This window comes from Pleomorphomonas diazotrophica (assembly GCF_002844595.1).
Classification (GTDB): domain Bacteria; phylum Pseudomonadota; class Alphaproteobacteria; order Rhizobiales; family Pleomorphomonadaceae; genus Pleomorphomonas; species Pleomorphomonas diazotrophica.
In genome coordinates this window covers 1-17,744 of record NZ_PJNW01000019.1, presented here as the reverse complement: position 1 = coordinate 17,744, position 17,744 = coordinate 1, and the positions used below count along the sequence as shown (strand labels likewise).

18 protein-coding genes and 1 pseudogene are annotated in these 17,744 nt (G+C 65.9%); 9 read left to right on the top strand and 10 right to left on the bottom strand.

The window, feature by feature from the left end:
- Positions 1-76: 76 nt before the first annotated feature.
- Positions 77-1,036 (bottom strand): transposase, encoded by a 960-nt coding sequence (locus CXZ10_RS19965; RefSeq protein WP_101291136.1) that lies wholly within the window; start codon positions 1,034-1,036, stop codon positions 77-79.
- A gap of 350 nt (positions 1,037-1,386) precedes the next feature.
- On the opposite strand from CXZ10_RS19965, the gene CXZ10_RS19960 reads away from it, so the two are divergent.
- The 3 genes from CXZ10_RS19960 (at position 1,387) to adh (ending at position 4,766) form a co-directional block, all read left to right on the top strand.
- Positions 1,387-1,674 carry a GIY-YIG nuclease family protein gene (locus CXZ10_RS19960; RefSeq protein ID WP_101291135.1) on the top strand — a complete coding sequence of 96 codons (288 nt, stop codon included), beginning with the start codon at positions 1,387-1,389 and terminating at the stop codon, positions 1,672-1,674.
- Between the two features lie 453 nt (positions 1,675-2,127).
- On the top strand, positions 2,128-3,105 hold the full coding sequence (locus CXZ10_RS19955) for a helix-turn-helix domain-containing protein (protein WP_101291134.1): 978 nt from the start codon (positions 2,128-2,130) through the stop codon (positions 3,103-3,105).
- 143 nt (positions 3,106-3,248) lie between these two features.
- Positions 3,249-4,766: an aldehyde dehydrogenase gene (gene adh, locus CXZ10_RS19950; protein WP_101291133.1), complete on the top strand. Its 1,518-nt coding sequence runs from the start codon at positions 3,249-3,251 to the stop codon at positions 4,764-4,766.
- Positions 4,767-4,949: 183 nt separating this feature from the next.
- On the opposite strand, the gene gntR is transcribed toward adh, so the two are convergent.
- Positions 4,950-5,999 (bottom strand): HTH-type transcriptional regulator GntR, encoded by a 1,050-nt coding sequence (gntR, locus tag CXZ10_RS19945; RefSeq protein WP_101291132.1) that lies wholly within the window; start codon positions 5,997-5,999, stop codon positions 4,950-4,952.
- Between the two features lie 105 nt (positions 6,000-6,104).
- Here gntR and CXZ10_RS19940 point away from each other — a divergent pair, with 105 nt between their 5' ends.
- From CXZ10_RS19940 to CXZ10_RS22035, 5 genes and pseudogenes are all read left to right on the top strand, one after another.
- Complete coding sequence (locus tag CXZ10_RS19940) at positions 6,105-6,671, top strand: gluconokinase (protein WP_101291131.1); 567 nt, start codon at positions 6,105-6,107, stop codon at positions 6,669-6,671.
- Between the two features lie 22 nt (positions 6,672-6,693).
- The gene (locus CXZ10_RS19935; protein ID WP_101291130.1) at positions 6,694-7,293 is read left to right on the top strand and encodes a TRAP transporter small permease; all 600 of its coding nucleotides are present in this window, start codon (positions 6,694-6,696) and stop codon (positions 7,291-7,293) included.
- A gap of 2 nt (positions 7,294-7,295) precedes the next feature.
- Positions 7,296-8,573: a TRAP transporter large permease subunit gene (locus tag CXZ10_RS19930; protein ID WP_101291129.1), complete on the top strand. Its 1,278-nt coding sequence runs from the start codon at positions 7,296-7,298 to the stop codon at positions 8,571-8,573.
- A 19-nt stretch (positions 8,574-8,592) separates the two neighbouring features.
- Positions 8,593-9,597 (top strand): TRAP transporter substrate-binding protein, encoded by a 1,005-nt coding sequence (locus tag CXZ10_RS19925; RefSeq protein ID WP_101291128.1) that lies wholly within the window; start codon positions 8,593-8,595, stop codon positions 9,595-9,597.
- 187 nt (positions 9,598-9,784) lie between these two features.
- Positions 9,785-9,856, top strand: a pseudogene (locus tag CXZ10_RS22035) (GIY-YIG nuclease family protein); the annotation flags it as partial.
- A gap of 519 nt (positions 9,857-10,375) precedes the next feature.
- Here CXZ10_RS22035 and CXZ10_RS19915 read toward each other — a convergent pair.
- The 7 genes from CXZ10_RS19915 to CXZ10_RS19885 all read right to left on the bottom strand — a co-directional run bounded on the left by CXZ10_RS19915 (position 10,376) and on the right by CXZ10_RS19885 (position 15,423).
- Positions 10,376-10,666 (bottom strand): hypothetical protein, encoded by a 291-nt coding sequence (locus CXZ10_RS19915; protein WP_101291127.1) that lies wholly within the window; start codon positions 10,664-10,666, stop codon positions 10,376-10,378.
- Positions 10,666-11,088: a Bbp16 family capsid cement protein gene (locus CXZ10_RS19910; protein ID WP_101291126.1), complete on the bottom strand. Its 423-nt coding sequence runs from the start codon at positions 11,086-11,088 to the stop codon at positions 10,666-10,668. The genes CXZ10_RS19915 and CXZ10_RS19910 overlap by 1 nt, the downstream gene beginning before the upstream one ends.
- 57 nt (positions 11,089-11,145) lie before the next feature.
- Positions 11,146-12,195: a major capsid protein gene (locus CXZ10_RS19905; protein ID WP_101291125.1), complete on the bottom strand. Its 1,050-nt coding sequence runs from the start codon at positions 12,193-12,195 to the stop codon at positions 11,146-11,148.
- A 7-nt stretch (positions 12,196-12,202) separates the two neighbouring features.
- Positions 12,203-12,877 (bottom strand): hypothetical protein, encoded by a 675-nt coding sequence (locus tag CXZ10_RS19900; protein ID WP_143741574.1) that lies wholly within the window; start codon positions 12,875-12,877, stop codon positions 12,203-12,205.
- Positions 12,870-13,241 carry a Bbp19 family protein gene (locus CXZ10_RS19895; RefSeq protein ID WP_101291123.1) on the bottom strand — a complete coding sequence of 124 codons (372 nt, stop codon included), beginning with the start codon at positions 13,239-13,241 and terminating at the stop codon, positions 12,870-12,872. Before CXZ10_RS19895 ends, CXZ10_RS19900 begins: the two co-directional genes overlap by 8 nt.
- Positions 13,242-13,516: 275 nt before the next feature.
- Positions 13,517-15,220 carry a portal protein gene (locus CXZ10_RS19890; RefSeq protein WP_101291122.1) on the bottom strand — a complete coding sequence of 568 codons (1,704 nt, stop codon included), beginning with the start codon at positions 15,218-15,220 and terminating at the stop codon, positions 13,517-13,519.
- The gene (locus CXZ10_RS19885; RefSeq protein WP_101291121.1) at positions 15,220-15,423 is read right to left on the bottom strand and encodes a hypothetical protein; all 204 of its coding nucleotides are present in this window, start codon (positions 15,421-15,423) and stop codon (positions 15,220-15,222) included. The genes CXZ10_RS19890 and CXZ10_RS19885 overlap by 1 nt, the downstream gene beginning before the upstream one ends.
- Before the next feature lie 127 nt (positions 15,424-15,550).
- Here CXZ10_RS19885 and CXZ10_RS19880 point away from each other — a divergent pair, with 127 nt between their 5' ends.
- On the top strand, positions 15,551-15,832 hold the full coding sequence (locus tag CXZ10_RS19880) for a helix-turn-helix domain-containing protein (protein ID WP_101291120.1): 282 nt from the start codon (positions 15,551-15,553) through the stop codon (positions 15,830-15,832).
- Positions 15,833-16,175: 343 nt separating this feature from the next.
- Here the strand turns inward: CXZ10_RS19880 and CXZ10_RS19875 are convergent, their stop codons facing one another.
- Positions 16,176-17,654, bottom strand: coding sequence for a terminase (locus CXZ10_RS19875; protein ID WP_101291119.1), 1,479 nt, complete (start codon positions 17,652-17,654; stop codon positions 16,176-16,178).
- Positions 17,655-17,744 lie beyond the last annotated feature (90 nt).

Sequence of the window (17,744 nt, the reverse complement as noted above, 5' to 3'; positions counted from 1 at the left end):
GAATTCGCGCGCGAATTCAAGCGGCCTTCGCGGGATGACAACCTATATATTTGTTTTCATTTGTATAATTCTGTCATCAACTCTGTTGTGCATTGAGCTCCCTCAGTCTTGCATTGAGGATGACGATAATCTTCCGCATGAGGGCTCCGATGGCGACGATGCGCTTCTTTCCATTCTGAATAAGGCGTTGATACATCTCCTGTAATGGTCCCTTGGCTCGGCTTGCCGCCATGGCCGCCAGGAAGAGGAGACGGCGCAGTTCGGAGCGTCCGCCACGCATGGTTCGGTGTCCCTTGAACTGACCGCTGTCGTTGGCGTGCGGCGCGACGCCGGCGAGCGATGCCGCCTGCCTTCGCTGCAAGGTGCCGAGCTCGGGCATGTGGGCCAGGAGGGTGGCGGCGATGACGGCGCCGACGCCGGGCAGGCTCTGCATGTGCCGGAAGGCGGCGCGCAGCTGCGGGCTCCTGTCGATCAACGCCTTGATCTCCGCCTCGATGGCCTCGATCTGGCCGATGACGGCTTTCAACATGGCCGCAAGGGATGTCTTGATCACCTTGCCGGCCGGGCCTTTTGACCGGTTCTGCTCGGCCACCTTGATGGCCACGAGGTCCTCTCGCCGGGCCACCAGAGCGGCCAGCATCTTCCGATCAGCTTCCGGCGGCAGGAACAGGGACAGCCGTTCCCAGCGGTCCTTGCCATAGCGGGCCAGCGCCTCGGCATCGAGCGCGTCGGTCTTGGCAAGCGTGCCGAAGGAGCGGATAAAAGCCTTGACCTTCAAGGCATCCACCCGATGACAGGCAATGCCGGCGGCCAGCAGCTCGGCCAGGAGCACATGCTCATGGCCGCCGGTCGGCTCGCAGACCGCGAGGTCGACGCGATCGATGCTTTTGAGAAAGCGGCGGATGGCGGCGGCGCTATTGTCGATGACGCAGGGCTTCGACGAAGGCGATGAGGAGCGAGCCTCGAAGACGGTCAGCGTGTCCTTGGAAACGTCGAAGCCCAGAACGATGTCGGGTGCCTGCTGCAAGACGGCCATGATGTGCTATCCTTCCCGAGTTGGGCCACCATGAGCTTCGGATTGTTCTCGGGCGTGGGTCTGATCGGCTAGGGTCAGGCCCCAGAGACCCCATCAACTCTCCAAGCGAATGATGGAAGATGGCAGGGAGCCTTGATGACACCGGGTGAAAGCCCGATCCCCGCACGGTCGCCTGCCAACGGCCTCTCCGGGGTCGTCAAACCAGCCGGAGAGGCCGCCTCCAACTTACCCCAGCACAAACGAACAATCCCCGCGAAGGCGGGACCTCAGGCAGGTAGAGCGAGCGGCTGATATCGGGCTCCCTAAATCCCGCAGTTGCGCAACCCCCGCATTTCCGCAATGTTCGTGGCATGAATGCGGGTTGGCTCTATATCGTCACCAACAAGCCTCGGGGCGTGCTCTATACCGGCGTCACCTCTGATCTTGAACGGCGCATCTGGGAGCATCGCAACCACATCTATCGCGGCTTCACCGACAGCTACAACTGCACCCGCCTCGTTTGGTACGAGGATCATGGCGATATCACCGACGCCATCTACCGCGAAAAGCAGATGAAGCACTGGAAGCGCGAGTGGAAGATACGGCTGATCGAAGAGATGAACCCGGAATGGCAGGATCTCTACGAGACCATCATGTGAAGATGGGGGAGATATCGGGGGAGACTGATATCGGCGTTGCGCCCCTTTCTGCCTGAGGTCCCCGCCTTCGCGGGGATGACAAAATTATACAAATAAAAACAAATATATAGGTTGTCATCCCCGCGCAGGCGGGGACCTCAGGACGAGAAGATGCTGCGGCCCGCATAGGGCTCCCTCTCGACATCGACAGCCATTTCCAACGCCCCGACGCCACGCCCAACCCCGAGTCCTTTGGGCGAATTGTCTACCTCGGCAAACAAGATTATGAGTAGGCCCCCATCGGGATTTACCCTTAGGGCGCGATCCACAAGAGGAGGATCGTCCCCAGGGTTGCACGGCCTCATCGTCTCGATCCGCGTTCCACACCGGTCGGATGATGCCTGAGATGCCCAGAGGAGGACGGGCAGGAGGAACTCGCAACGTCGTGGCCAACGCTTCTCGAGGAGGAAAAGCGTGGACAGGTCGGATGAACGTCACGCGCAACACATCAGGGACACGCTGGCCGCCGACGGTGCCGCCCGCTCGGTCATCGCCGCGTCCTGGCATCGGTCGCAGGAGCTCTACAAGCTCGATCCGGCGGCGCCGCGCCCGCCCGTCTGGCGGCTGACCGAACGGGAGATCGCCGAGGCCCGCCAGCCGCTGGAGCCGCTGATCGCCTGCGCGGAGAGCGCCATGGACCGCCTACATGCCGCCGTCGGCGGCGTCGGCTGCTGCGTGCTCTTGGCCGACCGCAACGGCGTTCCGCTGGAGCGGCGGGGCGCGGCCGGCGACGACGCCACCTTCAGCGCCTGGGGCCTCTGGATCGGCACACCCTGGAGCGAAGGCAACCAGGGCACCAACGGCATCGGCACCGCCATCGCCGAGCAGCGGCCGGTGACCATCCACCGCGACCAGCACTTCTTCAGCTGCAACGCGCTCCTGAGCTGCACCTCCTCGCCGATCCACGATGCCGACGGCCAGCTCGCGGCGGTGATCGACGTCTCCTCCTGCCGGGCCGACCTCACCGAGGGCTTCCTGACGCTGATCGCCCAGTCGGTCGTCGACGCGGCGCGGCGCATCGAGTGCGACCTGTTCCGCCGCGCCTTCCCTCAGAGCCGCATCATCCTGGCGCCGTCGCCCGAGGGGCGGGCCGATACCCTGCTGGCCGTCGACGGCCACGAGCTGATCGTCGGCGCCACCCGCGCCGCCCGGCAACTCCTGGGGCTGAGCGCGGCGGACCTCGACGGCCGCACCCCGATCGGCGACCTGATCGCCCGCGAGCAGGAAGCCGACGACCTCGCCGCCGGCGAGCGCGCCGTGGTCCAGCGGGCGCTGGCGCGAGCGCGCGGCAACGTGTCGCATGCCGCCGAGCTCCTCGGCATCAGCCGCGCCACGCTGCATCGCAAGCTCAACAAGCTCGGCCTGCATGAGCTGCGGACGGTCCACGCCTAGGCTGATCCAGATCCCCTCCCCCAACTGTCGCAGAACTGCGACACTGACCACCCGCCACCTCGGCAGGCCGGCTGGATATTGGATTTTGCGTACGCAACTCTCCGGACAGCGCGACCAACGCGCGTCATGTCTGGGAGGACAAGATGACCTATCAGAGCACCGTCAAGGCCACCGACCTGCCGTTCCGCACCAAGTATGGCAACTACATCGGCGGCGAGTTCAGGGACGCGCTGAGCGGCCGCACCTTCGACAACCTGTCGCCGATCACCGGCCAGAAGCTCTGCGAAGTGGCGCGCTCGGAAGCCGCCGACATCGAGGCGGCTCTCGACGCGGCGCATGCGGCCCGCGAGGCCTGGGGCAAGACCAACGTCGCCCAGCGCGCCTATATCCTCAACCGCATCGCCGACCGCATGGAGGAGAACCTCGGCCGCCTGGCGCTGGCCGAGACCTGGGACAACGGCAAGCCGATCCGCGAGACAACCGCCGCCGACCTGCCGCTCGCCATCGACCACTTCCGCTATTTCGCCGGCTGCCTGCGCGCCCAGGAAGGCACGCTCTCCGAGATCGACCACGACACCATCGCCTATCACTTCCACGAGCCGCTCGGCGTGGTCGGCCAGATCATTCCCTGGAACTTCCCGCTCTTGATGGCCGCCTGGAAGCTCGCCCCGGCGCTCGCCGCCGGCAACTGCGTGGTGCTGAAACCCGCCGAGCAGACGCCGGCCTCGATCCTCGTATTGATGGAGCTGATCGGCGACCTGTTGCCGCCCGGCGTGCTCAACGTCGTCAACGGCTTCGGCCTCGAGGCGGGCAAGCCGCTGGCGTCCTCCAAGCGCGTCGCCAAGATCGCCTTCACCGGCGAGACCTCCACCGGCAAGCTGATCATGCAGTATGCCGGCCAGAACCTGATCCCGGTCACGCTGGAGCTGGGCGGCAAGTCGCCCAACATCTTCTTCTCCGACGTGATGGCCGAGGATGACGACTTCTTCGACAAGGCCATCGAGGGCTTCGTGATGTTCGCCCTCAACCAGGGCGAAGTCTGCACCTGCCCGAGCCGCGCCCTGATCCAGGAAAGCATCTACGACAAGTTCATGGAACGGGCGCTCACCCGCGTCCACGCCATCAAGCAGGGCAGCCCGCTCGACCCGGACACGATGATCGGCGCCCAGGCCTCCGAGGAGCAATTGAACAAGATCCTCGGCTACTTCGACATCGGCCGTGAGGAAGGCGCCAAGGTGCTGACCGGCGGCTCGCGCGCCCATCTCGGCGGCGACCTCGAAGGCGGCTACTACGTGCAGCCGACCGTCTTCCAGGGCAACAACAAGATGCGCGTGTTCCAGGAGGAGATCTTCGGCCCGGTGGTCTCCGTCACCACCTTCAAGGACGAGGACGAGGCGCTGGAGATCGCCAACGACACGCTCTACGGCCTCGGAGCCGGCGTATGGAGCCGCGACGCCAACCGCCTCTATCGCTTCGGCCGCAACATCCAGGCCGGCCGCGTCTGGACCAACTGCTACCACGCCTACCCGGCCCACGCCGCCTTCGGCGGCTACAAGCAGTCCGGCATCGGCCGCGAAACCCACTCGATGATGCTCGACCACTACCAGCAGACCAAGAACCTCCTGGTCAGCTACAACCCCAAGAAGCTCGGCTTCTTCTGAGAGCCTGCCCGCAAGCTGGAGGGGCGCCGATCCTGGGAAACCGGATCGGCGCTCCCCTCCGATTTCTGCTTCGCAGCGCGCTATCTCGTTGTTCCATATCAGTTAATTGTCATCCTGCGCTTCAGGCGCAGGACCTCGGGACGAGAAGGCGCAGAGGCCGATATCACGCTCCCCTTCGGCCCCTCAGGGCACCCGCCGCCTGCGGCCTTCCTCGCAGGCCCGCGTGCTCTGGCGGGCCATCAGCTCGTAGCGGAGATCGACGACCGGCTCGGGCACCTCCTCGCCGGCGACGCGCATGAGCACCATCTCGGCCGCCCGCCGGCCCATCTCCTGGCGGAAGGTGCGGACGCTGGTGATCGGCGGGTTGGCCACCGCCATCATCTCCAGGTCGTTGAAGCCGCAGAGGCCGATGTCGTCGGGCACGGCGATGCGCCGCCGCTGGCACTCGAACAGCACACCCAGCGCCAGATCGTCGTTGTTGCAGAAGATCGCCTCGACATCCTGGGTGCGGGCCAGGAGGTCGCTTAGCATCTGGCAGCCGAGTTCCACCGTCGAGGCGCGCGGCGTGGTGATCATCAGGCTCTCGTCGAACAACCCGGCGTCCTTCACCGCCTGCGTATAGCCTTCGAGGCGGCGCTGCGTGCGCGGGTCCATGCGGGCGCCGAAGAAGGCGATGCGCCGGTAGCCGCCGTCGATCAGGTGCCGCGTCGCGTCATGGGCGGCGTCGCGATGCGAGAAGCCCACCATCATGTCCACCGGCGCCGGCCCCGTTTCCATGATCTGCACCACCGGGCAGCGCGCCTGCGTCAGCAGCGCCGTCGAGGCCTCCGACTGGTCGATGCCGGAAACGATCAGCCCGGCCGGGCGCTGGCTGAGGAAGATCCTGAGGAGGCGCTCCTCCTCCAGCACCGAATAGCGCGTGTTGCCGAACTGGACGGAGAAGGGCGAACCCTCGACCACGCTGTAGATGCCGCGCAGCACGTCGGCGAACACGCTGTTGGTCACCGAGGGGATCAAGACGCCGATGACGTCGGTGCGGTCGGAGGCCAGCGCCCGCGCCACCGGGTCGGGCACGTAGCCGAGCTCGGCCACCACCTCCTCGATCCGCTGCCGGAGCTTGGGCGACACCATCTCGGGCTTGCGGAGGGCACGTGACACCGTGATAGCGCTGACATTGGCGACTCGCCCCACGTCGGCCAGCGTCACTTTCCCGGCGGATCTGTCACTTTTCATGCCTGCCCTCTCCCTGCCCGCAAGTATACCGCAGTTCGTCGCATTGACAAATGACAGCGCTAACATTTGGATGGCGGCATCAGGCACGGTTGGGGAGGACGACCGATGGCTGCACCCGTTGCCATTCGATCCGATTGCATTCTCGTCATGGGCGTCTGCGGCGCCGGCAAGTCGACGGTCGCCGCCAGGCTGGCCGCCGCGCTTGGCGGCCGGCTGATCGAGGCCGACGACCATCACCCGGAGGACAACGTCCGCTCGATGTCCGAGGGCAAGCCGCTCACCGACGAGCAGCGCTGGCCGTGGCTTGCCGCCGTCGCCGAGGCGGCCGCCGACGCGCGGCGCCAAGTGTCCGGCCCGGTGGTCATTGCCTGCTCCGCCCTGAAGCGCCGCTACCGCGACAGGCTGCGCGACCGGCTCGGCCCCATCGCCATCCTCCATCTCGCCGGGCCCGCCGCGCTGCTCCGCCAGCGCCTCGAGGCGCGCCGCGGCCACTTCATGCCGCCGGCCCTGCTCGACAGCCAGTTCGCCGCGCTGGAGCCGCCCGGCGCCGACGAGCAGGCGATCACCCTTCTGGTCGAGCTCGGCCCCGACGACATCGTCGCCTGCGCCCTCGCCGCCCTCGGCGCGCCCGCTCGCCCCATCCCGGAACCCGCCAGAGCGGCGACGCCCTGACTTTAGAAATCGGAGGAAGCCCATGGATCGGGTCAAGACACTCCTCGAGAGGATCCTCGAATACACCATGGCGGCGCTGCTCGCCGTCATGGTCATCATGGTGTTCGGCAACGTCGTGCTGCGCTATCTCTTCGGCAGCGGCATCGCCTCGGCCGAGGAAATCTCCCGCCTGATGTTCGTCTGGCTGGTGTTCCTCGGGGCGACGCTGGCGCTCCGCCAGCACAAGCACCTCGGCCTCGAGCTGTTGCAGGCGCGACTGCCGGTGCCGGTGCGCCGGGTCTGCGCGATTATCAGCCACCTGCTGATCCTCTACGCCCTCTGGCTGTTCCTGTCGGGAAGCTGGACGCAGACGAAGATCGGCCTCACCACCTATTCCACCGTGCTGCGCTTCCCGATGGCCTTCTACGCCGCCGCCGGCGTCTTCCCGGCCATCGCCATGATCCTCCTCGTGCTGATCAACCTCTACCGCATCATCACCGGCTCGCCTGATGGATACATGCCCGGCGATCCCAACCCCGATCACATCCTGGACGATCCGGGCAAGCCGGACCCGGCGCCCATCGAGCGCGTGGGCGATCCCGGCCTTGCCCGTCCCGCCAACGCCACGCTCAGGGAGGTCTGATCATGACCCTGACAGTCTTCCTCGGCTCGCTGTTCGCGCTGATGGCGCTCGGCATGCCCATCGCCTTCGCCCTGATGCTGACGGGCGTGGCGCTGATGTTCTATCTCGACTTCTTCGATGCCCAGCTCGTTGCCCAGAACATGCTGTCGGGCGCCGACAATTTCCCGCTGATGGCGGTGCCCTTCTTCATCCTGGCCGGCGAGATCATGAACGCCGGCGGCATATCCCGGCGCATCATCAATCTCGCCGTCACCCTGGTCGGTCACATCCGCGGCGGCCTCGGCTATGTGGCGATCGGCGCCGCCGTGCTGCTCGCCAGCCTGTCCGGCTCGGCCATCGCCGACACCGCCGCCTTGGGCACGCTGCTCATCCCGATGATGCGCGACAACGGCTATCCGGTGCCGCGCTCGGCCGGCCTCGTCGCCGCCGGCGGCATCATCGCCCCGATCATTCCGCCCAGCATGCCCTTCATCATCTTCGGCGTCACCACCAACGTGTCGATCACCGGCCTGTTCATGGCCGGCATCGTCCCGGGCCTCCTGATGGGTCTGGCGCTGGTCTTCACCTGGAGATGGTGCGTCGGCGGCATGAACGTGGTGCCCCAGCCCAAACGGTCGGGCAAGGAGCGCCTCGCGGCGCTGCGCGAGGGCCTCTGGGCGCTGTTCCTGCCGGTGATCATCATCGGCGGCCTGCGCGGCGGCCTGTTCACGCCCACCGAGGCAGCCGTCGTCGCCGCCGTCTACGCGCTGCTCGTCACGCTGTTCGTCTACCGCGAAGTCGGGTTGGCCGACCTCGTCCACGTGTTCATCCAGGCGGCGCGCACCACGGCCACCGTCATGTTCCTGGTCGCCGCCGCCTTGGTGTCGGCCTACATGATCACGCTGTCCGACCTCACCTCGCAGCTCACCGACCTCCTTGAGCCGGTGATGCACGAGCCGCGCCTCCTCATGGCGATGATCTGCCTGCTGCTGCTCGCCGTCGGCACCGTCATGGATCTGACGCCCACCATCCTGGTGCTCGGCCCGGTGCTGATGCCGATCGCCAGCGCCGCCGGGATAGACCCGCTCTATTTCGGCGTCATGTTCGTGCTCATCGGCACCCTCGGCCTGATCCATCCGCCGGTCTGCACGGTGCTGAACACGGTGTCCGCCATCGCGCGGATCTCGCTGGAACGCGCCACCGTCGGCATCTGGCCGTTCCTGCTCGTCTACATCGTTCTCATCGTCCTGATGATCGTCTTCCCCGAGATCGTCACCGTGCCGCTGCACCTGCTTCACTAATCACAAAGGGAGAGAGACCATGAAACTCGCATTCGCCTCCACCGTCGCCGCCGCGCTTCTGGCGGTCGGCGTCACCGCCGCCTCCGCGCAGGAGATCTCCTCGCGCATCATCCGCTTCGGCTTCGGCCTGCCGGAGGCCAGCAACCAGGGCCGCGCCGCCAAGTTCTTCGCCGACGAGCTGGCGCGCCTCTCCGACGGCAAGCTGAAGATGCGCACCTTCGGCGACGCCAAGCTCGGCTCCGACGTGCAGATGCAGAACGCCCTGATCGGCGGCGCCCAGGAGATGATGGTCGGCTCGACGGCCACCCTCGTCGGCATCGTCAAGGACTTCGGCGTCTACGACCTGCCCTTCCTGTTCGCCGACAGCAAAGAGGCCGACGCCGTGCTCGACGGCCCCTTCGGCCGCAAGCTGATGGACAAGCTGGAAGCGCAGGGCCTCGTCGGCCTGGTCTACTGGGAGAACGGCTTCCGCAACCTGACCAACAGCAAGCACCCCGTCGCCAAGATGGAGGATTTCAGCGGCATCAAGCTGCGGGTGATGCAGAACCCCGTCTACATCGACATGTTCAACTCGTTCGGCGCCAACGCCGTGCCGCTGCCCTATTCCGAGCTGTTCTCGGCCATGGAAACCGGCGCCGTCGACGGCCAGGAGAACCCGGTCACCACCATCGAGTCGGCCAAGTTCTACGAGGTGCAGAAGTACCTGACCATCACCCGCCACGTCTACAGCCCGTGGATCGTGCTGGCGAGCAAGTCCTGGTACGACCAGCTCTCGGGTGACGAGCGCAAGATCCTGCAGCAGGCCGCGGAAGCGGCCCGCGACTTCGAGCGCAAGGACAGCCGCGAAGCCTCGCTGAAGGCCATCGATGCCCTGAAGAGCCACGGCATGGAAGTCACCGAACTGCCGCCCGAGGAACTCGCCCGCCTCAAGGAAAAGGCCCAGCCCGCCGCCGACAAGTTCGCGGCCGAGGGCGGCGCCGAGGTGCTGAAGGAACTGCAGGACGCCATCGCCCAGGCGAAGTAAGGAACGAGGCGGAACCACGGCCCGCCGAGAGGCACGGCCGTGGTGTTCGACGAAGCCCTTTGAAAAGGATAGCGCCCGCGGGACATCGCGCCGGCGCTATCTTTTTGAAGATAAAGCGAGCGGTCGATATCGGTCTCCCTATTCCCCAGAGTTGCGCCGCCCTCGCATTTCCGCAAAGCTCTCACCTATGAATCCGGGCTGGGTCTACATCACCACCAACAAGCCGCAGGGCGTCCTCTACGTCGGTGTCACCTCCGATCTGGAGGGGCGCATCTGGGAACACCGCAACCATATCTATCGCGGCTTCACCGACAGCTACAATTGCACGCGCCCGCGAAAAGCAGGTGAAGCACTGGAAGCGCGAGTGGAAGATCCAGCTGATCGAAGAGATGAACCCGGAATGGCAGGATCTCTTTGAAACCATCATGTGGTGAAGGGCGCCCTATATTGGCGTCGCACCCCTTCCTGCCTGAGGTCCTCGCTTTCGCAAGGATGACAGATTTATATATAGGGATGACAAGCGGTTAGCCGCTCGCAAGATCCCTTTGCAGTAGCATCCGGAACGCACTTTGCGATAGCATCCGGAGCGCACTCGGAACAGAACACCTGTGTAAGGGCGCACACCGCTATCCGTTTGTTTCCTTTATATAAATTGTCATCCTTGCGAAAGCCGCTTGAATTCGCATGCGAATTCAAGGTGTACCTCGGGCAGAAAGAGGCGATCGGTCGATATAGGGCTCCCTCCATAAGAACTCAGGCGGGCCGAGGCCCGCCTTTGTCAGTCGCTGATATTCCCCGGAATCCAATCCGGCGGCGGGCCGCCGAGGGCGGCTTCAAGGCCGTTGCCTTCGGGCGGTTCCGGCGCGCTTGCCAGCTTCGATTTGCGGCCGCGTTTCCTCGTGGTGGAACCGATTTCACCCTCGGCGGGTTGTACATGGGCGAAGGTCTCTCCCTCCGCCTCCACCCAGGATACTCCACCCTGGATCAGCGCGTCGGGAAGGTCGAAGACCTCCCCGGCGTCGCGGATCTTGCCGCCGAAGTAGCCCTTGCGGACGGCGGTGACGCGCATCAGATGGCCACCCCGTTGGACTGCACGCCGGCCACCACGCCGGCGGTGATCTTGCCCGTGGTCGGCGCCGTGCCGGTGACGGTGTACTTGAGGCGGCCATACTGCAGCGTCAGGCCGCGCGGCAGGCCGTCGCGGGCGATCTGCGAACCGGCCTTCAGCTGGGCGAGCGGCACGGTGGCGAGCGGGATGACGCGGTCGGGCGTAAACGTCGTGGTGCTGTCGAGCTCCAGGTCGATCTGGAGCGAGGTGAGGTTGTTGAAGTCCTCCACCACCTGCACCAAGAGCGCCACGTCGTCGCCCTTGCCGACGTCGAAGTTCTTGGTGGCCGGCGAGATCGGGCCGAAGTCGATGGTGTTGGTGGAGGCGGCCGTCGCGGTAACAGGCTGAGCGTCCGAGAACAGCGCCTGAGTGTCCAGGATCATGGGGGTATCCTTGAAAAAGCGGGAAGAAGGGCGCCCGCCGGAGCGGGCGCTTCAGGATCAGCCGGCGAAGGCGGGGAGCGCGGCTTCCGTGTTGAGAAGGGCGTCGGTTTCCCGGATCGGAATGCCGCGATAGGTCAGCACTTCCTTGCCCTCGACGCTGTCGCGCTTGAGGCCGGGAGCGTTGTAGTTGTAGCTGCCGGCGTTGGTCACCAGCGACCGGTCGGACGACTGCGCGTCCAGCACTTCCAGCACGTCGCGGTTCATGTAGATGGCGATGCGGCTCGACGTGGCATTCAGCCGGCGCGACTGCAGGCGATAGTAGGCCTCGCGCAGGAGCTTCCAGATGTCGACCGAGCCCGAGAGCATGTCGCTGACGTCGATGTTGGCGATACGGGCGTTGTAGCGCCAGTCCTTGACGAACATGCCGACATGCCAGGAGAACAGCGTCGACTTGACGTAGAACTTGTTGCCGGCGGCATCCAGCGTCACTTCCTCGCCCTTGTCGGCAACCTGAACGCCGGTGGGGATGCCCTCGGGCGTCAGCAGCGACGTCGCGTGGTCGCCCCAGGTGACGAACCAGATGGAGGTGTTGTCGGCGCCGCGGCCGCCGCCGTCGATCACCTGTCCGGCGGCGACGTTGGGCTTGGTGGCGTTGGGGCCGTCGTAATAGGCGTTGTAGCGGGCGGCGAGGCCCTTGAACTTCTCCGGCGTGGTGGCGACGTCGTGGTAGAAGATGCCGGTCGCCATCTCCTGGTTCATCGCTTCCAGGAACGGCGCGCTGTCGACGAGGCGCTGCTTGGCGGCGTCTTTCGCGAGCGCCAAGAGGCGCACGTCGATCTCCGAGCGCGCCTCCAGGAAGCCGGTGGTGTCGTCCACCTGCTGCACGGTGGCCTTGGACTGCGGCACGCCCTTGTAGAGGCGGCCCCAGGCGACGGAGGGCAGGCCGGTGCGGATCATGTGGCGATGGGTGGCCTGCTGGTTGCAGACGGTGACCATCGCGTCGTCCAGCACCGGATTCTGCTGCGACAGGATTTCGAGAACCGTGCCCTCGGCGCTCTGCTTCTGCGCGTCGATCAGGTTCGGGTAGTAGGTGCCAACGGTGGCCATGTGTCATTTACCCCTTGGGCTTGTCGCTCGGAAACAGCAGATGGGCGGCATCGATGGGGCGACCTGCCCCGGCCCCGCCGCTCTCCGGCCGGTCTTCGGCGATCGCGCTTCCGACGCGCGCCATGAACCGGATAACTTCCGGGTGGTTTCCGCCGCCACTTTCGGTCAGGAAGGTGCGGAGGCCCGGCGTGCCGAAGCGGGCGAGCGCCCCCTGCGCGGTGGCAACCGACGCGTCCCAGCGGGCGCCGCCGATCTCCTGGTCCTTCTTGGCCGAGGCGATCCAGCCGGTCTGGATGTCGGCCCATTCATGGGCGCCATGGGCCGCTTCCGCCTGCCGATGGGCGGCGAGCGCACCGGCCAGCGCCTGCGCCTGGCCGCGCGTCAGGCCGATGTCTTTCAGCACCGGCGACATCGCCTCGGCCAGCTTCTCATCGATCGCCATGCCCTCGGGCAGGGTGAAATCATAGCGGCCGTCCTCCGGCACCTCGTCGGCAAGGTTCAGCCCTCCCGACGCTTCCTCTTCCGGCGTTGAGCCCTCGCCTTCGACCGGCGCCTCGCTCGGGAACATCAGGCTCTCAGGCGGTACTCCGCCGACAGGCGCCGCGCCGGCATCCGCGCCATCGCCCATGCCGTCACCCTCCGGCGCAAACACCGCCGCGCCAATCATCCATCGCTCAAGCATATTGGTCGTCCCCATCCTCGGTTGGTTTGCCGCCGGCCATGCGGGCGGCCCGTTCCAATTCCCTGGCCTCGCCGCGCTCGAGCAGCAGGCGCGGGTAGAGCCTGGCGTCCACGCGGTCGAGTTTCTGCAGAATCTCCAGGCCGAGGGATTGCCGCCCCAGGCGATAGCGCTCCGCCGCCTCGCTGCCGGGGTCGAAGGCGTTGGCGTAGAGCCCGGCCCGGCCGAGCAGCCAGAACACCACCCGCTTCCCCCAGGCCGTCTCCATCATCAGGCGGAAAGCCTCGATCAGATCGGCCTCCTCCCGCGCCGCGCGCTCCCGCGCCTCCGCATCCCGCGCCTCACGCGCCTCGAACTCATCGAGCATCGATCACCTATTGCTTTGATTGGAGAAACTGGTTCACGCGGCCCGATGTCCGCGCCGCTCAAGCTCACCTGATATGAACCCCTCGCCCCATCCTGCCCGAGGTCCTCGCTTTCGCAAGGATGACAGGAGAATGATATTTAGGAACAAGCGGATAGGTGGGCGCCCGTCACTATCAAGCCGCCGGATCGCTAGGCGCCCGTTTCTATCAGGCTGTCATCCCCGCGAAGGCGGGGACCTCAGGACGAGAAGGCACAGCGGCCGATATCAATCTCCCCCTACGCCCCACCGATCCCCAGCCGCGCCATCAACGCTTGCGCCGCCGCCGGATCGACACCCGCCTCCTTCCCCGCCTTCACCGCACTGGCTCCAGCCGAGATCGCCGGCGCCACGGTCTTCGCCATCTGCGCCATCCTTGCCTGCTGCTCCGCCTGCGCCCGTGCCGCCCGCGCTTCCTGCACCTTGTCGTCGGGCACCACGATGGCCGCCGGCGCGCCGATCATGTCGGCGTAGACGTCGATGGTCTGGTCGGCGTCGAGCTTGTCGAGGATGTCCGGCTTCATCGCCGCCCATTGGCCGGCGAACGACACCAGCCGCTCCACGGCGCCGGTGGCCACCGCCTTCTGGGCCTGGGCCAGCGTGGAGATGTATTCCACCGCCAGCCGCTCGTTCTGGATCTCGCGCGGCGGCGGCGGGAAGAGGTTGCGCTTGAGCCCGATCTCGAAGGCCCGGTCGACGCAGGGCTCCAGCTGGTTGTTGTAGATGTTCTCGAGCACCGGCCCGAGCGCCAGGAGCTTCTCTTCCTTGCGCTCCGCGATCTCGAACTGGTTACGCGGCTGAATGCCCTCCATGTTGGAAAGCATCAGGAACAGATCGGCGTAGAAGCCGGTGGCGATGCGCTGCCGCGTCTCCCCGATGTCCTGGAGGAGCGGCCCGATCTGCGGGCTCGCCTCCATCACCGGACGAAGCCCCTTCCCCGTGGGATCGTCGACGAAGGTGATGGCGCCCGGCAGCAGCGACATCGGGTTGCCGTTGAGGCTCGTCGGCCCCTGCAGCGGCGGCCGCGCCAGCTTGGCGATCACCTCCAGCTTGTCGCGCACCATGGCCTGCAGCGACTTCACGTCGCCGATGGTGTCCATGCCGGGCGACTGGGCGTAAGAGTCGTCGCCGCAGAGCAGCCACGGCGGGCAGATGATCGGGTTGCTGTCGAAGCCGCTTTCCTCCAGCAAGCCATCGCCGCTCGATCCGGCGCCGCCATTGGCCTCCCAATAGTTGGAAAGGAACGGCTTGTTGCGCTTGTCGATCTTCTGCGGGTCGCGGTTGTGGCGCGGCTCGATGGCGTGCCAGATGTCGAAGGTCTGGTCGTAGCGCCCCGCGTCATAGGCCGAGCGGATCGACGAGGAGATGGTCTCCAGCCCGAAGCGCCGAACGATCTTCTCCACCGACCAGCGGAGCATGCGGTAGAGCGTCGTCGCCCTTCCCTCCGCGTCCCGCGCGATCCAGAAACGGCCGTGCAGCAGCTGGATCATGTGCAGCGGATCGTCGCCGCCCTCGATCAATATGCCGCAGGACTGGCCGAACAGGCCGATGTCGCCATAGCCCTCGTGGAAGGCGGGGTAGACGTTGGAGCGCTGGAACATCCGCCGCTCGATGTTCTCCACCTCGTCCACCCACAGCTTCACCGGGCCCCATTCGCGGAGCTCGGGATCGACGGTGGCAAAGCGGAACCACGGCCGCGCCGGCGACGTCAGCCCCGAGTGCATGCCGGACGCCAGCGTCCGCCAGGCGAAGGTGCCCGAGGGATCGAGAATGCGCTTGCGCGAAATCGCCCGCTCGTCGGCCGCTTCGAGGCGCAGCCGGTGCGGCGCCACGAAGTCGGCAAGGCCCGTCCAGGTGGCTTCCCACGGCTGGCGAACCCGCTTCAGCTCCTCGGCCCGGCGGCGGTGATACTGGACCTGCGTTTCATTGGCGCGCGCTTCCATCACACCCCCAAAAGGACTGATTTCTGGGTGTTCGCACTCTCCAGAACCCCTTTGGCACCGGTGAGAATGGTGTTGCCGCCGGCCCTCAGCCGCTCGGTCGCCCGCCGCGCCGCCGCCGTCTGCACGGCGCCGTTATCCGGCTCCTGCGCCTGGGCGGACGTCTTGTATTGCTCGACCTTGGGGGTGGAGGAAGAAAGGCACATGGATCAAAGCCCCGCGTGTGGATCGTACCTCTCGGGAATAAGGCGGGTGAGGTTTCCACGCTGCGGTTGGCGGGTTTGTGAAATTGGCGAGGGATCGCTACAACGAGCTAGTACGGAGACTGCGCAAATGACCGGTCAGAGATGTGCGAGCGTCTGGGACGCGATCGAGGGCACGCCCGCCGAAGCCGAGAACATGAAGCTGCGGTCCGCGCTCATGGATGCGATCGACGATGCGATCAAGTCGAAGGGGTGGACCCAGGCTGAAGCCGCCAAGGCGCTTGGCGTCACGCAGCCGCGTGTCTCCGCCTTGATGCGGGGCAAGATCAGCATGTTCAGCCTGGACAGCCTGATCAACATGCTGACCGCGCTTGGCCTCAAGATGCATATCCGGATCAGCGAAGCGGCTTGATCAACGAACGGCCGATATCGCGCTCCCCGAACCAAGGGCGCATGATACTCCCCCCTCGCTCTACCGTCCTGAGGTCCTCGCTTTCGCAAGGATGACAGCGTGATAGAAGCGGGAGAGAGCTGGAGTGCGCGAGGTGCCAGTTTGAAGCGGCATGCGCGATAAGCATCGCAAAATCACAGCCCGACGGCGTAGAGAAACCACCTAACCGTTTGTCATTCCTATATATAATATTGTCATCCTTGCGAAAGCGAGGACCTCGGGCAGAATGAAACTCCCGGCCGATATAGCGCTCCAGGAACCACACCAGCGCGATCCATGACTGACAAGAACTGGCCTAAACCCCTCACAGCCCCGCGTGCGGATCGTACCTCTCCTCCACCGCCTTTCTCCCCGTCCCGCCCATCCCCGCCCCCCGCTTCACCACCGGTTCGGCGAAGGTCAGCGCCAGGGCGTCCGCCCGGTTGGGCGAGGGAATCCCCCGCGCCTTCATGTCGGCCTTGCTTTCGAGCTGGATCTTGCCGTCGAGGCGGGGCACGGTTTCCGGGCCGATCAGGTCGTCGGCCAGCATCTGATCCTGCGGATCCAGCGCGCCGCCGTCCTTCAGCCAGCGCTTCACCGTGCCCCACATCTCCGCCCGCTTGTTGAGATAGCCGGGGTCGATGGGCTTGCCGGCGAACCAGACCAGCCGCCAGTTCCGCCCCATCGTCCGCCCGGCCGAGACGATGCCCGTGCCATAGCCGGCGTCGACGAACACGGCGTCCGCCCCCTCCTCGTCCTCCAGCCGCGCGATGAGGTTCGCCACCTCCACGTCGTTGTCGTTGCGCGGCAGGCTGGCGAGGCTCTTCACCATCAACCCCTGGCGCAGCACGATCTCCACCTTGTCGGCGCCCGTCCAGGCGGGGTCGACGCCGATGATCTTGGGCGCGAAGCCATATTGCTCGGGGCGAAGGTGCCGCCGCCGCGCCGCCTCCACATCCGCCTCACTGACAAACTGCATCGGGCTCTGGCTGGGGAACTCGCCGCGCACGCGGTATTTCGCCACGTCGCTGTCCTCGCCGCCGGCATCGTCGACGATCGATTGCAGGTAGGCCTTGTTGGTGCCCTCCACGCTGCGGCTGTCGATGTGGCGGGTGATCCAGCGGTGGCGATAGCGGCGGAAGCATTCGCGGAAGCGGCCGCCGTTGCGCGTCGGGTTGCCGAAGGCCACCCAGACGATCACCGTCCCCTCGTCGGTCAGCGCGCCCTCGGCCACCTCCCACACCTTGTCGGCGATGGCCGAGGCCTCGTCGAAGAGAAGCAGGATGATGCGACCCTGGTTGTGCAGGCCGGCGAAGGCCTCGGTGTTCTCGGCCGACCAGGTGACGAAGTCGAGCCGCCAGCTGTCGCCCCGCCTGGGGTCGCGGCTCCTGATCGATTGCGCCTGCGTGTCGAACCAATGCGCCGTCACCGAGCGGCGGAACCACAGCCCCACCTCCGGCGCCGTCTTGGTCTGCATCTGCGAGCGCGTGTTGGCGGTGACCACGATCTTGCAATCGGCCCAGCAGGACATCGCCCAGTTGGAAAGCATGCCCATCTCCGCCGACTTGCCGATGCCGTGCCCCGAGGCGACGGCGATGCGAAGCGGCGTGAAGCGCTTTGCGGGATCGGCGAGATGATCCCGGATCTCCCGATTGATCCCCCGCTGCCACAGGCGCGGCCCGGCATGCGCGGCCAGATCCCCCTCGCCCCAGTCATAGGCGGCAATCGACCAGCGATCGGGATCAAACCGGCACTCGGCGGCGAGACGGATGAGGTCCTCGTTGGGATCGGGGTGCGAGGTCATGTGGACGCCCTCCGAGAGCACCACGCATCCATCGAACACCCACCTAACCGATTGTCACCCCTATATATAACGCTGTCATCAACTCTGTTG